At 60.2% G+C, this 14,502-nt stretch carries 14 protein-coding genes and 1 pseudogene; 6 read left to right on the top strand and 9 right to left on the bottom strand.

From position 1 onward, the window contains the following. Nucleotides 1-22: 22 nt before the first annotated feature. Genes ACYP01_RS27985 through ACYP01_RS27975 form a run of 3 tightly spaced genes read right to left on the bottom strand, consistent with a single transcriptional unit; the run spans nucleotide 23 to nucleotide 2,911 of the window. On the bottom strand, nucleotides 23-1,384 hold the full coding sequence (locus tag ACYP01_RS27985) for an MFS transporter (RefSeq protein ID WP_007735867.1): 1,362 nt from the start codon (nucleotides 1,382-1,384) through the stop codon (nucleotides 23-25). 60 nt (nucleotides 1,385-1,444) lie between these two features. After that, entirely contained in the window at nucleotides 1,445-2,182 is a 738-nt protein-coding gene (locus ACYP01_RS27980) for an SDR family NAD(P)-dependent oxidoreductase (protein WP_003943612.1), read from the bottom strand. A 15-nt stretch (nucleotides 2,183-2,197) separates the two neighbouring features. Next, entirely contained in the window at nucleotides 2,198-2,911 is a 714-nt protein-coding gene (locus ACYP01_RS27975; RefSeq protein WP_003943535.1) for a GntR family transcriptional regulator, read from the bottom strand. A 441-nt stretch (nucleotides 2,912-3,352) separates the two neighbouring features. Between ACYP01_RS27975 and ACYP01_RS27970 the strand changes: the two genes are divergently transcribed. From ACYP01_RS27970 to ACYP01_RS27955, 4 genes are all read left to right on the top strand, one after another. Beyond that, on the top strand, nucleotides 3,353-5,533 hold the full coding sequence (locus ACYP01_RS27970) for an alpha-ketoacid dehydrogenase subunit alpha/beta (RefSeq protein WP_459683289.1): 2,181 nt from the start codon (nucleotides 3,353-3,355) through the stop codon (nucleotides 5,531-5,533). Between the two features lie 62 nt (nucleotides 5,534-5,595). Further along, entirely contained in the window at nucleotides 5,596-6,873 is a 1,278-nt protein-coding gene (locus ACYP01_RS27965; protein ID WP_459683287.1) for a dihydrolipoamide acetyltransferase family protein, read from the top strand. A 32-nt stretch (nucleotides 6,874-6,905) separates the two neighbouring features. Further along, the gene (lpdA, locus tag ACYP01_RS27960; protein WP_387387218.1) at nucleotides 6,906-8,306 is read left to right on the top strand and encodes a dihydrolipoyl dehydrogenase; all 1,401 of its coding nucleotides are present in this window, start codon (nucleotides 6,906-6,908) and stop codon (nucleotides 8,304-8,306) included. Nucleotides 8,307-8,357: 51 nt separating this feature from the next. Next, on the top strand, nucleotides 8,358-8,867 hold the full coding sequence (locus ACYP01_RS27955) for a VOC family protein (protein WP_037130945.1): 510 nt from the start codon (nucleotides 8,358-8,360) through the stop codon (nucleotides 8,865-8,867). Here the strand turns inward: ACYP01_RS27955 and ACYP01_RS27950 are convergent. Together ACYP01_RS27950 and ACYP01_RS27945 are read right to left on the bottom strand one after the other, a co-directional pair. After that, nucleotides 8,824-9,495, bottom strand: coding sequence for a proline dehydrogenase family protein (locus ACYP01_RS27950; protein WP_459683284.1), 672 nt, complete (start codon nucleotides 9,493-9,495; stop codon nucleotides 8,824-8,826). The genes ACYP01_RS27955 and ACYP01_RS27950 overlap by 44 nt on opposite strands. A gap of 8 nt (nucleotides 9,496-9,503) precedes the next feature. Next, entirely contained in the window at nucleotides 9,504-9,803 is a 300-nt protein-coding gene (locus ACYP01_RS27945; RefSeq protein ID WP_459683282.1) for a hypothetical protein, read from the bottom strand. Between the two features lie 161 nt (nucleotides 9,804-9,964). On the opposite strand from ACYP01_RS27945, the gene ACYP01_RS27940 reads away from it, so the two are divergent. Together ACYP01_RS27940 and ACYP01_RS27935 are read left to right on the top strand one after the other, a co-directional pair. Beyond that, nucleotides 9,965-10,201 carry a hypothetical protein gene (locus ACYP01_RS27940; protein WP_459683280.1) on the top strand — a complete coding sequence of 79 codons (237 nt, stop codon included), beginning with the start codon at nucleotides 9,965-9,967 and terminating at the stop codon, nucleotides 10,199-10,201. Further along, the gene (locus ACYP01_RS27935; RefSeq protein WP_459683278.1) at nucleotides 10,168-10,347 is read left to right on the top strand and encodes a hypothetical protein; all 180 of its coding nucleotides are present in this window, start codon (nucleotides 10,168-10,170) and stop codon (nucleotides 10,345-10,347) included. The genes ACYP01_RS27940 and ACYP01_RS27935 overlap by 34 nt, the downstream gene beginning before the upstream one ends. A gap of 9 nt (nucleotides 10,348-10,356) precedes the next feature. Here the strand turns inward: ACYP01_RS27935 and ACYP01_RS27930 are convergent, their stop codons facing one another. The 4 genes and pseudogenes from ACYP01_RS27930 to ACYP01_RS27915 form a co-directional block, all read right to left on the bottom strand. Next, complete coding sequence (locus tag ACYP01_RS27930) at nucleotides 10,357-11,172, bottom strand: siderophore-interacting protein (RefSeq protein ID WP_283377350.1); 816 nt, start codon at nucleotides 11,170-11,172, stop codon at nucleotides 10,357-10,359. Nucleotides 11,173-11,316: 144 nt separating this feature from the next. Continuing rightward, nucleotides 11,317-12,556 (bottom strand): annotated as a pseudogene (locus tag ACYP01_RS27925) (HNH endonuclease signature motif containing protein). 92 nt (nucleotides 12,557-12,648) lie between these two features. After that, a complete protein-coding gene (locus ACYP01_RS27920) occupies nucleotides 12,649-13,266 on the bottom strand; it encodes a response regulator (RefSeq protein WP_459683276.1) in 618 nt (205 codons plus the stop codon). Continuing rightward, complete coding sequence (locus tag ACYP01_RS27915; RefSeq protein ID WP_003943587.1) at nucleotides 13,263-14,465, bottom strand: sensor histidine kinase; 1,203 nt, start codon at nucleotides 14,463-14,465, stop codon at nucleotides 13,263-13,265. Before ACYP01_RS27915 ends, ACYP01_RS27920 begins: the two co-directional genes overlap by 4 nt. Between the last annotated feature and the right edge of the window lie 37 nt (nucleotides 14,466-14,502).

The following is a 14,502-nucleotide window of genomic DNA, read 5'->3' as shown; positions in this document are numbered from 1 at the left end:
GTGCAGCCCCACTTCTTTGTCTCTATCGGTTCGACAGCTCGCCGATGTCGGAAGTCGACACCCGATTCTCGCTCTTGCCGGCATTGCGGAAAGGCATGCCGACCGTACTGAGGTCGATTCCCTTGGTCTCCTTCATGATCAGTGCGGCAACGAGGGAGAGCAGGCACAGCGCTCCTACGTATACCGAGAACACCCATCCGAGATCTCGCGAGGTCAACCAGGTGTTCAGGTATGGCGCCGTACCGCCGAAGATCGCAACGGACAGCGAGGTGGCGAAGCCGACTCCCATCGCACGTGCACGGGTCGGGACGAGTTCGGACATGAGCGCCGGATACATCGCGGACGCGCAGCACCACACCGCCAATCCCATCGCCTGCGTCACGAACAAGGTCCACGGCTGGGCGGTCAGGATAGCCGCGATCGGTAGTACGAGCACGGCGCCGGAAATGCCGAAGGCTGCCGCCATGGTACGCCGACCGTACTTGTCCGAGAGATGGCCCGAGAGTGGAAGCAGTGCCAGCACAACGAGTTGGGCAAGCAAGCTTGCAATGAAGGCTCCGTTGGGATCCATTCCCTTGGCTGAAATTGCGTACGCTGACGCGAAGGTGGCCCAAGTGTAGTAGGCCGCGTTCTGCCCAGCAGACAACATGAGGATCAGCACGCCGATCTTGACAATGTCCTTTCGTGCGATCGGAGGTGCCGAAGCTGCAGAATCCGAATTCTCCTCGAAGTGAGGCGATTCCGATGCCGCACGACGCAAGAACAATGCGTACAAGCCGAGTACGGCCCCGATGGCGAAAGCAATTCGCCATCCGTATCTGCTCATGTCGTCTTTTCCGAGGATCCCCGTCAGCAACGCTGCGACGAGAGTCGCCAGCATTACTCCGAAGGTGACAGCTGTGAATACCGAACTGCCCCAGAGCCCTCGGCGATCTCGAGGCGAGATCTCACCGACGTAGGTGTAGGACACGCCGGCCTCCCCTCCATGGGCGAGGCCCTGCGTCAGTCGTGCAATCAAGAGCGCGAACGACGCCCACACCCCAATGCTCTCGTAGCTCGGGATCAATGCAATTGCCAGGCTTGCCACGGCCATCAGGCACATCGTGAGCACCATCGTGAATTTTCGACCCTTGCGGTCCGCCAGGCGCCCGAAGACAAGGCCACCGAACGGCCGCGCCACGAATCCGACTGCGAACACCGCCAGTGTCGACAGCAGGGCAGAAGTGGGATCGCTGTCATCGAAGAAGTTCGACGCCAGGTATGTCGAGAAGATTGCGTACAGAGTCCAATCGAACCATTCGAGGATGTTTCCGGACACGGCTGCCCGGAGCGAACGGGCGCGATCTAGTTCGGGGGTTTGTTCAGGAGGTGCAGAGCTGTTCATGTGAGCCTTCTCGAGATGTCAGTATGTGTGTCGTTCAACAAGTTCGCTGGATATGGGCGTTCAGCCCATATGGAGTCCGCCGTTCACATGAATCACTTCGCCGTGCACGAAACTCGCGGCTGGACTGCACAAGAATCCGACCACGGAAGCAACCTCGGCGGCGCGGCCGAATCGACCCATCGGCGTCGAACGGATGAGGTGGTCGTTTTGGCTGTTGACCAAATTTGCAGTCATCGGTGTTTCGATGATGCCGGGCGATACTGCATTTACTCGGATCGATCCGCCCAGTTCCCAAGCGAGACTGCGAGTGAAAGCGAGTAGTCCGCCTTTTGACGCCGCGTAGTGAGCGTGATTTCGACTGCCGCGATGGCCTGCCATGGACGTCAGATTGACGATCGAGCCGCCGTCACGCATCACCGGAATGGCGGCGCGTGTCAAATACATTGCCCCGTCGAGGTTGATGGACATGACCGTCCGCCATTGCTGATCGGTCATCAACTCCACCGACTGTTCGGGATAGATCCCCGCAGCGACGATCAGGTGGTCGATCCCCCCGAAATGCCTTTGCGCAACCGCAATGAAGTGATCATTGCTTTCAGGTGAAGCAGCATCGAGTTCGGTTGTTGCTATACGATTTCCGTCTGGATCCAGGGAAGCTCTGATCGCGGAGAGTGCTTGTGTATCCAGGTCGCCGAGTACCAGATTCGCCCCTGCTGCGTACATCTGCTCGGATACCTGCCTGGCGATTCCGCCTGCGGCTCCGGATATTGCAATGGTGCGATCGGTGAAGTCGTACAAGTCGCTTTCCTTTGATCAGCGCACTTTCGACGAACCTCCCCGCGAAGAATCAGGATTGGTGCTGTCGAAAAGTTCGGGGTGCTTTGTTAATTCGGTTCTGGTTCTTCGTATGTGGCCGGTCAGGCACCGTTCGGCATCGATCTCGTCTTTGCGCACGATGGCTTCGATCAGTAAGCGATGTTCGTAGTTGATGACCCAGGTTCGATCGGGACCCGTCAGACGGGCATATGCCCGACGGTAATGCTGAGTCGTATTCCAAAACCGCGTCACCATAGTTATCAACTGAGGAATTTCGCAACCGCTGTAAGTGAGTAGATGCAACTCCCGGTCCAGTACCAGGAATCGGTCTACGTCCTCGTTGGCTTCGATCTCGTCCTGGATACTCCAGAGTCGATCATGCACACTGCTGTTCAGATGCGGGATGCTCTCCGCCAGCGCCATGGGCTCGATACGTTCGCGAATGCGATATACGAAATCGCATTCCTGCATATCCATCGAGGACACCCACGCGCCACTGTTCGCCTTCAATTCGACCAGGCCTTCGGATTCGAGCATGCGCAGCGCTTCTCGCACCGGTAGTCGACTCGCGCCGAGTCGTTCGGCTATCTCTTCCTGGCGGATTCGAACTCCAGGGAGTAGGCGTCCGGAAAGTATGTCTTCGCGGATATGGGCAGCGATGCGGTGGCTCGCGACCGTGGTGGGGCCGTTCGCAGAATCGGCTTCGGACAACGGTGCTCCTCGAGGTGGGGGACGGGCGCAGTTCAGCTCGGCCACGGATCGAGCGGGTGCCGGAGTTCATTGTTCACTGCGGACATGCGTGACGGTGCTCGGGATGATCCGTGTCGCGAATTGGATCCAATTGTGCCTGTTCGCATGGTTGACCGCGGTTGCGATCTGGCCTGAATGCTTCACCGTTTTGGATCCAATCACTCTATTTTTCATGCCGGACAAAAGTCTCAGCACGTATGTTGCGGGGTGTTGGCCCTGTTCGTCAAGTGGGACAAGCCACATTTGTGGTCGATCGAGACTTGGGCAGGTTTGCGAATGGATCCATTCGATGGCAATGTGAGGCCCAACACGGAAAGTGGACCGCCTTGCGCGAGTCCCTCCGCGCTGTCCAGACGTGCTGCCAAAGCTTGGCCGTCCAAAGGCCTGATCCGGAGACTGACTATGACCACGCACAAGAAACTCACCGCAGCATCACCATGGGTGGAACTGGTAACATCGAACAAGGACTGGGATGCCGCCGCCCCGTCGCTTCTCGCCACGATGCTGGCTCAGACAATCTTGATCCGATCCTTCGAGGAATACGTCCTGGAGTTGGCGGGGAAGGGACTGATTCACGGTCCAGCCCACTCCAGCATCGGACAAGAGGGTGGGGCTGTGGGGTCGATCGTCGGCCTCACATCCGCCGACTCCATCAACGGTTCCCACCGCGGACATCATCAGTTCCTTGCCAAGGCGCTGGCCCACGTGGCTGTCGACGGTTTGGATCCGACCGCTGAACTTTCGCCAGAGGTCCGAACCGTACTGACCCGCAGCCTCGCAGAGATCTGTGGTCTGTCGCGCGGCTACTGCCGTGGTCGTGGCGGGTCCATGCACCTGCAGTGGAAAGAAGCCGGCGCGATGGGTACGAATGCGATCGTCGGAGGCGGGGTACCGCAAGCTGCAGGTTTCGCCTGGGCGCACCGTCAGGCTGGAACCGATGCGGTCGCAGTTACCTACTTCGGTGATGGCGCGGTCAACATCGGTTCGGTACTCGAATCGTTCAATCTGGCAGCAGCATGGGATCTTCCGATCTGCTTCTTCATCGAGAACAACCAATATGCGGTCTCCACGCATGTCGCGGAAGCGACCGGTGAACCGCGATTGTCGGCACGCGGGCTCGGGTTCAACATTCCTAGTTGGAAGGTTGACGGTATGGACCCGCTTGCGGTCCACCTCGCGATGCAGGAGGCCCTCACCCACATGCGTTCGGGTAAGGGCCCCACGATCATCGAAGCGGATGTCTATCGCTTCTTTCACCAGAACGGCCCATTCCCGGGCAGCGCTTTCGGCTATCGCACGAAGGACGAAGAAAAGGCCTGGAAAAAGCGCGATCCGCTTCGCCTGCTCACCGATCAAGTGGTCCGTCGGAAGCTGCTGACGGAAGCCGACGTAGCCGAGGCGGTCGCGCAAGCCTCCCGAGTAATGCAGGAGATCGGTGGCGAGCTGCTGGAAACAGTGCCAGGGGGCAAGCCTGGCGAGGTCAGAATCAAGACATCGGAATGGCCGGACGTGAACTTCGTCGATGTCGGAATACGTGGTGATCTCAGTGAGTTCGAGGGTGTCCGATTCGTCGAGCCAGAGGAGTTCGGCGGCGAGATGGCCGATCGGAAGTTCATCGACGTCGTGGCGGAGGTGATGGACCGTCGCATGGACGCCGACAGCTCCATCGTCGTGATGGGTGAGGACATCCATCGCTTGAAGGGCGGAACGAACGGCGCTACAAAAGGATTGGCTGATCGATACCCGGGCAGAGTGCTCGGCACTCCGATCAGTGAGAATGCGTTCGCAGGCCTCGGTGGCGGAATCGCATTGGACGGACGGTACAAACCAGTCGTCGAATTCATGTACGCCGATTTCATGTGGGTGGCAGCCGACCAGATCTTCAATCAGATCGGCAAGGCGCGACATATGTTCGGAGGGGACAGCAACGTGCCCTTCGTATTGCGCAGCAAGGTCGCTATGGGGACCGGCTACGGCTCGCAACATTCCATGGACCCTGCCGGAGTGTTTGCAACTGCCCCGGGATGGCGCATCGTCGCACCGTCCACGCCGTACGACTACATCGGCTTGATGAACAGCGCTTTGCAATGCAACGACCCGGTGGTGGTCATCGAGCACGTAGACCTATATGGCACGAGCGGCCAGGCGCCGACCGATGACTACGACTACTTCCTGCCGGTCGGGAAGGCCGCAGTGCGTCGGCGCGGAAGCGATCTCACGATCATTTCCTACCTGTCGATGGTGGGGCATTGCCTCGAGGCAGTGGATGAAATCGGGACAGTCGATGCCGAGGTCATCGATCTCCGTTGGCTCGACCAAGCGAGTATCGACTGGGACACCATTGGCGAAAGCATCAGAAAGACCAACAACGTGGTCATCGCTGAGCAAGGAGCATACGGAACGTCGTACGGCGGCTGGCTCAGTGATGAAATCCAGCGCCGATTCTTCGATTGGCTTGATCAGCCCATCCAGCGAGTGACGGGGTCTGAGGCATCGCCGAGCATCAGCAAAGTGCTCGAACGTGCGGCAATTGCACAGACGGATGAAGTGGTCGAAGCGTTGAAGAGGATCACTCGATCGTGAAGCGACCGAACCGAACCCATTCACCCTCATCGGCAGAAATTCTCTAGGAGCAATCAACCGCCATGGCGACATTACTGCGCATGCCAGAGGTGGCAGCCGGAGCTACCACCGTAATCCTCTCCGAGTGGCCGCTTGCTGTCGATTCGGAATTCGATGTCGACGAACCGTTGGCCGTTCTCGAAACGGACAAAGCGACGGTTGAGATCGAGGCCGAGTCCGCGGGTGTACTTGTACACACATTCGTCGAACCAGGGAAATCCGTCGAGGTCGGTGCACCGATCGCCGTCCTCGCTGATCGGGGCGAAGTCGTGAAGGATATTGCGGCATTGCTGGCCGAGTTCGGGGTCCGTGATGCCCATGGGCGCTCTGCCAAGCCTGAAACATCCACTGCTGTAGACGAACCCGACGGTTCGTCGTCTCCGACCGTGCTGGGCGAGAAAGTGGCCGATGAGGGGGCGCCGCGAATTTTCGCGAGTCCCTTGGCGCGACGCCTAGCGGAATCGGCAGGGCTGAACCTCGGTGACATCGTGGGATCGGGCCCGAACGGACGCGTCGTACGTAACGATGTCGATGCCGCAATAGCAGCAAAGACCGCTTCGGCACAGGCCGTCGCAGTGAAAGATGCTGGTGTGAAGGGCGCTGGTGTCAAAGGCCATGGCTCTGCCTTCACGGACACACCGCACACGAGACTTCGTCGTGCAATTGCTGCTCGGCTGACATCGAGTAAGCAGAAACAGCCCCATTTCTACATCTCTGGTTCTGCGCGGGTCGATGCGTTGCTGGAGGCGCGCAGGCAGCTCAACGAAGTCAGCGCTTCCAAGGTGTCGGTCAACGATCTGTTGATCAAAGCGATGGCGAAGGCGCATACGCTGGTGCCGGAGATGAACTCGATCTGGGTCGAAGACGCAGTGAGAACCTTTGCCGAGGTGGATATTTCGATCGCGATAGATTCCGATCGCGGGTTGCTTACTCCCGTTCTGCGTGGGGTCGACGCCATGTCCATTTCCGAAATTGCCAGCGCTACAAAAGATTTAGTAGCGAGAGCAGGTGCAGGGAAGATTCGGCAGGACGAACTCGAAGGTGGGTCGACGACGATCTCGAACCTCGGGATGTTCGGGGTCGAGGAATTTTCGGCCATAATCAACCCTCCTCAATCGTCGATTCTTGCAATTGGAGCAGCGACCGAGCAGCCCGTTGTCGTGGCGGGACGGCTGGAGGTCGGGACGGTCCTGCGAGTGATTCTCTCGGTTGATCATCGTCCGATCGACGGGGCGATCGCCGCGAAGTGGATGAAGCATTTCACCACAGTCCTCGAGAACCCGATCCAGATCTTCGGCTGAGCAGACATCGCGAGAAAGTGGGAGGCACAGGTATGAATTCACACTACGACGTGGTCGTACTCGGAGCTGGGCCCGGTGGCTACGTTGCGGCCATCAGGGCCGCGCACCTGGGGCTCTCCACTGCTGTGGTCGAGGAAAAGTACTGGGGTGGCGTATGTCTGAACGTCGGATGCATTCCGTCGAAGGCACTGCTACGGCACGCGGAGATTGCGCACCTGGTGACCGACGGAGCCTCGATGTTCGGAATCGAAGGTGTCACTTCGGTTGACTTCGGGGTTGCGTTCGACCGCAGTCGATCTGTTGCGGACGGCCGAACCAAGGGCGTCAATTACCTGATGAAGAAGAACGGTATTCGGCAGTACAACGGTCGCGGCGTATTCCGTGGACCGAATACCCTCGAGGTATCGGGTGGCGATTCCGCGACGATAACTTTCGACAACGTGATTATCGCCAGTGGAGCAGAGCCACGGCTACTTCCAGGCACGACTCGCAGCGACAATGTAGTCACGTATGAGGAGCAGATTCTCACTCGCGAGCTGCCGAAGAGCGTGGTCATCGCCGGTGCAGGAGCGATCGGTGTGGAATTCGCCTATGTCCTGAACAGTTTCGGAGTTGACGTCACGCTGGTCGAGTACGCAGAGCGGATCCTTCCGCTGGAAGATGCGGATGTATCTGCCGAACTGTCGAAGCGATACAAGAAATCCGGGATCACGATTCTGGTTTCCACTTCGGTGGAGGAGATCGTCGATTCGGGTGGACAGGTCAAGGTAGTAGTGAGGCAGGGTGGCGAGGCGCGAACGCTGCTCACGGACAAGGTGGTCCAAGCGATCGGATTTGTTCCGCGGACCGACGGCTACGGCCTCGAGACGACAGGCGTCGAACTGACCGAGCGAGGAGCCGTGATGGTCGACGAGTACATGCGTACTTCAGTGCCCGGAATCTTCGCAATCGGCGACGTCACCGCACAGTTGATGCTCGCTCACGTCGCAGAGGCCCAGGGCGTGGTCGCGGCTGAGACGATTGCCTGCGTAGACACCATCCCTGTCGACTACCCGATGATTCCCCGCGCAACTTTCTGCCAACCCCAAGTTGCCAGCTTCGGATGGACGGAGCAGCAAGCGAGGGACAAGGCCGGCACCATGGGCTGGGATGTCAAGGTGGCTACCTTTCCGTTCAGTGCCAACGGCAAGGCGCATGGTCTAGGGGACGCTGTCGGGTTCGTGAAGCTGATCAGCGACGATACGTACGGTGAGTTGCTCGGTGGACATCTGATCGGACCGGAAGTGACCGAGTTGTTGCCAGAGTTGACGCTCGCTCAGAAATTCGAACTGACAGTTGAAGACCTCGTACGCAACGTTCACGCTCACCCGACACTGAGTGAGGCGCTGCAGGAGGCTTTCCACGGGCTTGCCGGACACATGATCAATCTGTGAACGGACTGCTGTTGAATTGGTCCGATAACCGAACCGAACGAGGAGTGGCAAGTGATAGGCGTCAAGGCAGACTCGCTCCCTGAGCCCCTGCGGGGAAACCCGGTGGCACAGATCGCCATGATTGTGCCTGATCTGGAATCGGCCGTTGCACTGTGGAGCGGCATTCTCGGCCGAGACGATTGGTCGATCTACACGTATGGGCCCGACAACGTTCCGGAGTTGAGCTACCGAGGTGAGGAAGGACGGTTCGGCATGCGCTTGGCTTTTGTCGGTGTCGGTCCCCAAATCGAGCTGATCGAACTCCTCGAGGGCCCCAGCTCGTACCACGAATGGCATTCGCGTCACGGCTTCGGATTGCACCATCTGGGTTTTGTCGTCCCGTCGATCAAGGACGCGATGATCGAAATGGCGGAACACGACCTCGATTTGATTCAGTCGGGGTACGGCTATGGGGCGAACGGGGACGGAGGTTTTGCGTACTACGACACTCAGGATTCGGTCGGCGCGATTGTCGAGCTCATCGAGGTTCCATCGATCCGACGACCATCCGAGGTTCTGTAGAAGCCGCGTCGATCAGCGCGGTGTAGACACGCTCCGGCTCTTCGGCGATGCGATTGAGTACGTACAGCCACCACTGTGTTCCGAAGATGACGTATTCGCGTGTGGTGAAGCCCGCTCCTCGGAGTGCGTCCAGTTGCTCGGTGCCTAGGCCGAGCAGCATCTCGAACTCGACGTGCTCGCCTCTGAGCTTCGAATCATGCTCGGCGCGTAGTGCTTCGAGGATGTCGCGGTCATGCGTCGCGATGGAGACCTGGTGACCCGATTCGACGATTCGGGCTGCGTAGTCGAGATACGCGCTGCGCAGTTCGGCACTACCGCGTGGGTAGGCGACGGACTCGGCTTCGAGGAAGGCGCCCTTCACGAGACGGATGCGACCGGGTCGGTCCAGCAGAGCGGTGAGATCCTTTGCCGTGCGGTGCAGTCGGGCCTGAACGGTGATCCCCACGTGAGTGAACCGCTCGGCCAGTCGCGCGTGCATGTCGAGGACCAGGTCGGTGCGGTCGGACGCTTCGGCGGAGATGATCAGCTCAGCACCGGCGCGTTCAGTGGTCTCGGCCAGACGCACGACATTGCGAAAGCACTGCTCTGGATCGATCACCAAGCCGATGTGCGAGAGGTCGAACGACACGGTGCTGTCTACGCCGACGTTCCGATCCGTTCCGCCAATTCCACGAACACATCGGTTTCGGCGTTCGCGAGTTCGGGATCCCGGACGCTTTCCCCGGTGTATTCGATGCTCGCCTTGTGTCCTCGCGCGAAGATCGAGGGGAGTCGGTCGAAAGCGTCGTCGATGGTTTCGCCGCCGATGTAGCGAGCGGCGACTTTCCGTGCGAGTGCTGCCGTCGCGGCGTCCGCCATGGTGCGTTCTTTCAGGGATTCGTCGAGTGCGAGGCGGCGTAGGACGTCCGCGGCCTGGGCTTGTAGATCCGTGTTCACGGCCTCAGCGTATCCGGACGAGGGTGCGGGAATTATTCTACGAACCCTTGCGTTCGATCTATTGTCGATATATCGTCGATATGTCAAACAAACACAGACAGTCCAGGAGGACAACATGTACGCCCCACACAACAACCCAGAAATGCAAGAACGTCGCGAGCATGGCCGCCGAGGCCCGCATCGTGGACACGGTTTCCGTCGAGGATTCGATGGCGAGCGCCCCGAGGGTCGCTTCGAAGACCGAGCAGAAGGACGCCCCGAAGGCCGACGCGGTCGCGAAGGTCAGCGCGGATTCGGTCGACCTGACCAGCGCGGACACGGTCGGCCTCACTTCGGTGAAGCCGGCGCAGCGCTCCGTCCCGCGATGGGCCTACTCCGAGGTGCCGCTGTCGCGGTAGCCGCAGGTGGGACCGCTGAGCAGGTAGCCAAGGCCGAGGCAATTCTCGCCGAGGCACGCCGAGCACTGTTCGAGATGCTGGCGGAAAAGCCGGCTGACGCGCAGCAGGCTCACGCAGAATCTACCGACACGCTGCCGGCAGAGTGATCACGGCGCTCAGGCGCCGACGGTGACTTCCTCGCTGTTCATGCCGGAAACGTGGCCGTCGGCGCCCTCTCGCCAGTACCCGACAACATTGTGCTTGTCGCGAGCAATTCCTCGAACATCTCTCAGATGCTTACGAATACGACGGCTGGTTGCGCTTTCGCACGCCACCCACGCGTAGACGTCGGCCGTTTCGGATTCGGGAAACTCGACCTTCTCCACAGCTTCGAACAGCGCGCTCGGCGCCTTTCCGAGGCCACTCCCCACGAGCCACGTGTACGTGACGTCGCCGCGAGTGACAAATTCCTGTCGATCCTCTTCGGTTTCGACCTCGATGATCGCCTGTGCGACATCGCCCTCTCGAAGTTCTTCGACAATCCTGCCCAGTCCGGGGAGACCCGTGGCGTCTGCGACCAGCAGCTGCCAGCGAGGACCCGCCGGTGCTTGGTAGTGGGACCGCGAACTGTCCGACCAGAAGACGCCTAGTAGGTGACCTGGTTCGGCCCGCAGGGCCCAATCCGCTGCAATACCGCCAGGGTGCACGACGAAGTCGATGTCCAGACGTCGGCCACCGTCGTGCACTTTGCGCACGGTGTAGTGCCGCCACGGTGGCTCGGTTCCGAGATCGGCCTTGCCGTAGTCGGGATTGTTGAAGTAGTCGTATTCTGCTTCTGTTTCACCGGGTTTCGGGAACGCGAGGTCGATGCGCTCGTCGCCTTGTCCGCCGGTCGGCCAGTGCCAGTCGCCTTCTGCCTCGATGCTGATTCGCCGCATGTGCGGGGTCAGGGACGTGACGGTGACAACGCGGGCGGGTTCGCAGAAAGACATGCCTCGACCCTATGGGTCCGGCGTGTCGAAGTGGAGACAGATGCTGTCGCAAGACGGACATCGAGCGCAGCCGAAAAGGCCAGCGTATGCCCCGGGGCATGAATCTTCCCCGGTGCACACGCTGGCCTTTTCAGTTATGTCGGTTCACGCCGCTGTCGGTGGGCTGTTCCCGCCGATCGGCTGTTGATACGGATCGATCGACATGGGTGGGTAGAACACTGTTATTCGGTCGGGACCGATCTCCACCCGCCATTCCGTGTGGTGCAGTGTCCGGTGGTGATGACCGCACAACAAGATCAGGTTGTCGAGATCTGTTGGGCCGCCATCGTTCCAGTGAACAATATGGTGGGCATCGCACCACCCGGATGGTGTTCCGCACCCCGGAAACGCACACCCGCCATCACGAACTGCCAACGCCCGCCGCTGCGGAACGGTCGCCGTTCTCGCTTCCTTACCGCAGTCGAGCGGAACACCATTCTCATCCAACAAAATTCGCGTGACCGTGCAGTCGCAGGCCAACATCCGGGCGGTATCGATACTGATCGGGCCCACCCAATCCGCCCACGCAAATCCGAGTTCTTCGGTGGACGGCAGGAGGTCTTTCAACGCTTGCAGGTCCGTCATGTCTTTCGCGGACGCGGTAACGGTGATGTGTGGTTTCACTCCGCCCTCGATCGGGCCCAACCCCGCCCGCTCGTACCGCCGCAACAACTCGCAGAACCCGTCCGCCCGCCGCAGCGCCGGGGTGCGGGTGTCTTTGACGCCGTCCTTCTCCGGTGTCGGCGCCGACAGGCTCGACAGCAACGTGATCAACCGTGCCCCGTTCACAGCATCCAGGTCGCCCTTCACCGACACGCGCCCGTACAGGCCTTTCGAGGCGTAGAACTCGTTACGTTCGGAATCCTCACCCACCGGAACGCCGTCCTCACGCTTGCCGTACTGCTTTCTCGATCCGCCGGATCGCTGCCCGCACCGCATCACAATCAGCGATGTTCTTCGACGCCAACCCGAGCAAGATCCCGCGGGCCTTGTCCACATCCGCCGGGGTCATGTTCTTCGGCGGATGCTGACAAAACGACGCCACCTGACGGGCTTTCAACGCATCCACATCGCCGCGATGAAACGCATCGCCGACAAGAGGTTCGAGCATCAACAACCGCGCCAACCCGACCAGCAGACTGCACTCACCGATCTCCAGATTCGTCGAACCATGCAACCACTGCGCGATCGCCCGAAAACCCTTCCCACCGAGAACCTCCCGGGAAAACATCTCCACGATCAGCAACACCATCCGCGACTGCAACTCGTGCCGGACACGCACCAGATCCAGAACCTCACCCTTGAGGTCCTCGCCATCCAGTTGCCACGCATCCCGACTGTCCATGCTCAAAGTTTAATCGAACAAAGTTTCGAACACAAGAGAATCGCAGGCGAAAATTGCTGCTGTCCAGCTACTTTCGACAATTCGGGCAAATGTCAGATCGAACCCAACTCGCGCGCACGAGCTACCGCCGACGTCCGCGACTTCACTCCCAACTTGCCGAAGATGTGAACCAGGTGCGACTTGACCGTGGTCTCACTCAGGAACAGTTCTTTGCCGATCTCTCGGTTGGAGCGACCCGCCGCCACCAACTTCAGAACTTCGATTTCCCTTGGACTGAGGCTGGTTTCGGGCTTACGTACCCGAGTCATGAGCTTCGACGCGATGGCGGGGGAGAGAACGCTGTCCCCGCTCGCAGCGGCGCGGACGGCTGACAGCAACTCGACCGGTGGTGTGTCCTTGAGTAGGTACCCGCTGGCCCCGGCCTCGACAGCGCTCAAGATATCTGCATCCGTGTCGTAGTTGGTCACAACGAGTACGTGCGGCGAATTCGGCAGCGCGCACACCGCGCGGGTGGCGTCGACGCCCGTCTTCCCGGGGCCGAATCGCAGGTCCATGAGCACGAGGTCGACCGGCGTGGTGGCGCAGAAGGCTATGGCTTCCTCGGCGGTGCCCGCTTCGCCGACTACCTCGATGTCGGCTTCGCTTTCGAGCAGCGCTCGTAACCCGGCGCGCACGATCGCGTGATCGTCGGCGAGCAGCAGGCGGATCACGGTTCGCCGACTTCGAGAGGAAACGTCACTGCGACGGCCGTGTGTCCCGGCTCGGACTCGATTGAGAAAGTCCCGCCCTGCAGTTCGACGCGTCGGCGAATTGCATTGAGGCCGAAAGATTCCGCCGGGCCACGTTCGAGAACTGCCACGTCGAAGCCGCGACCGTTGTCGACCACGTCGAGGCTGACGGTGTCATCGGAATAGGTCAGTGTCACAGCCATTCTGGTTGCATCCGCATGGCGGAGAACATTGGACACCGCGCCCTGAGCGATGCGTACCAATGTTGCTTCGAGGGGCATCGGCAGCCGCACTGCCTCGCCTTCGACCACGGAGCGCGCTTCCAGTTCAGGACTGCTCGCGCGTTCGCAGATTCGACGAAGCGCGTCGGCGAGCGACTGACCGTCCAAGGCCGCGGGCGTCAATTCGGCTATGAGTTGGCGGGTTTCGGCAAGACTGTCCGCGGCAGTTTCCCGTGCGAGGCTGATCTGACGGATGGCCGGGCTGTCCGGATCGGCGCGTTCGGCAGCGTGAAGGAGCATCTGGATGCTCGAAAGTCCCTGGGCCACGGTGTCGTGAATCTCGGCGGCGAGTCTTTCACGTTCCGCGAATTTTCCGGCATCGCGAGACGTCGACGCCAATTCTTCACGAGTATTCATCAACTCGTCGATGAGACGACCGCGCTCGGCTGCCTCGCGGTACAGCGCTTGATATCCGAGGCCGATTGCAACCGCTACGGCAGCGCCGATGATCGGGCCGACGGCGCCGGCAATCGTCCATCCACGATGCAGGCCGGTGCCGACCACGGCGACAGCCGTTGCCGCGGTGACGGCGAGAAGACTCCAGGGGCGTCGCAGAATATGGAGATAGAGGAAGAAGAGTCCGAACGCGAGGTAGGCGGCGTCGGCGGATACCGCCATCGTCGCGATCCAGACGAGGGTCAGCACGGCCAGCCACCAGCGGGCAGCGTTGCCGCGCAGCCTTTTGGCGACCCCGAAAAGATAGACGGCAACGAAGATCACGGCCAACGCGATGATTGTTGCGGTCAGGTCGGATTCGTCGATCAGCGCTCGAAGAAACACCACACCGGCCAGCGCCATGACAAGGACATGCAGGCCCAGTTGTAGGCCGGCGAAGACAGGCGTGAGCGGAGATCGGTGCATCTCGCCCAGCTTAGCGAGGTTCGGGCCTGGTTCATCCATCAAAAGTTGTAAACCGGGATGGTTCTTTCGAGCGCTG

Source organism: Rhodococcus sp. no. 34 (assembly GCF_054589475.1).
This window is presented reverse-complemented; position numbering and strand designations above follow the sequence as displayed.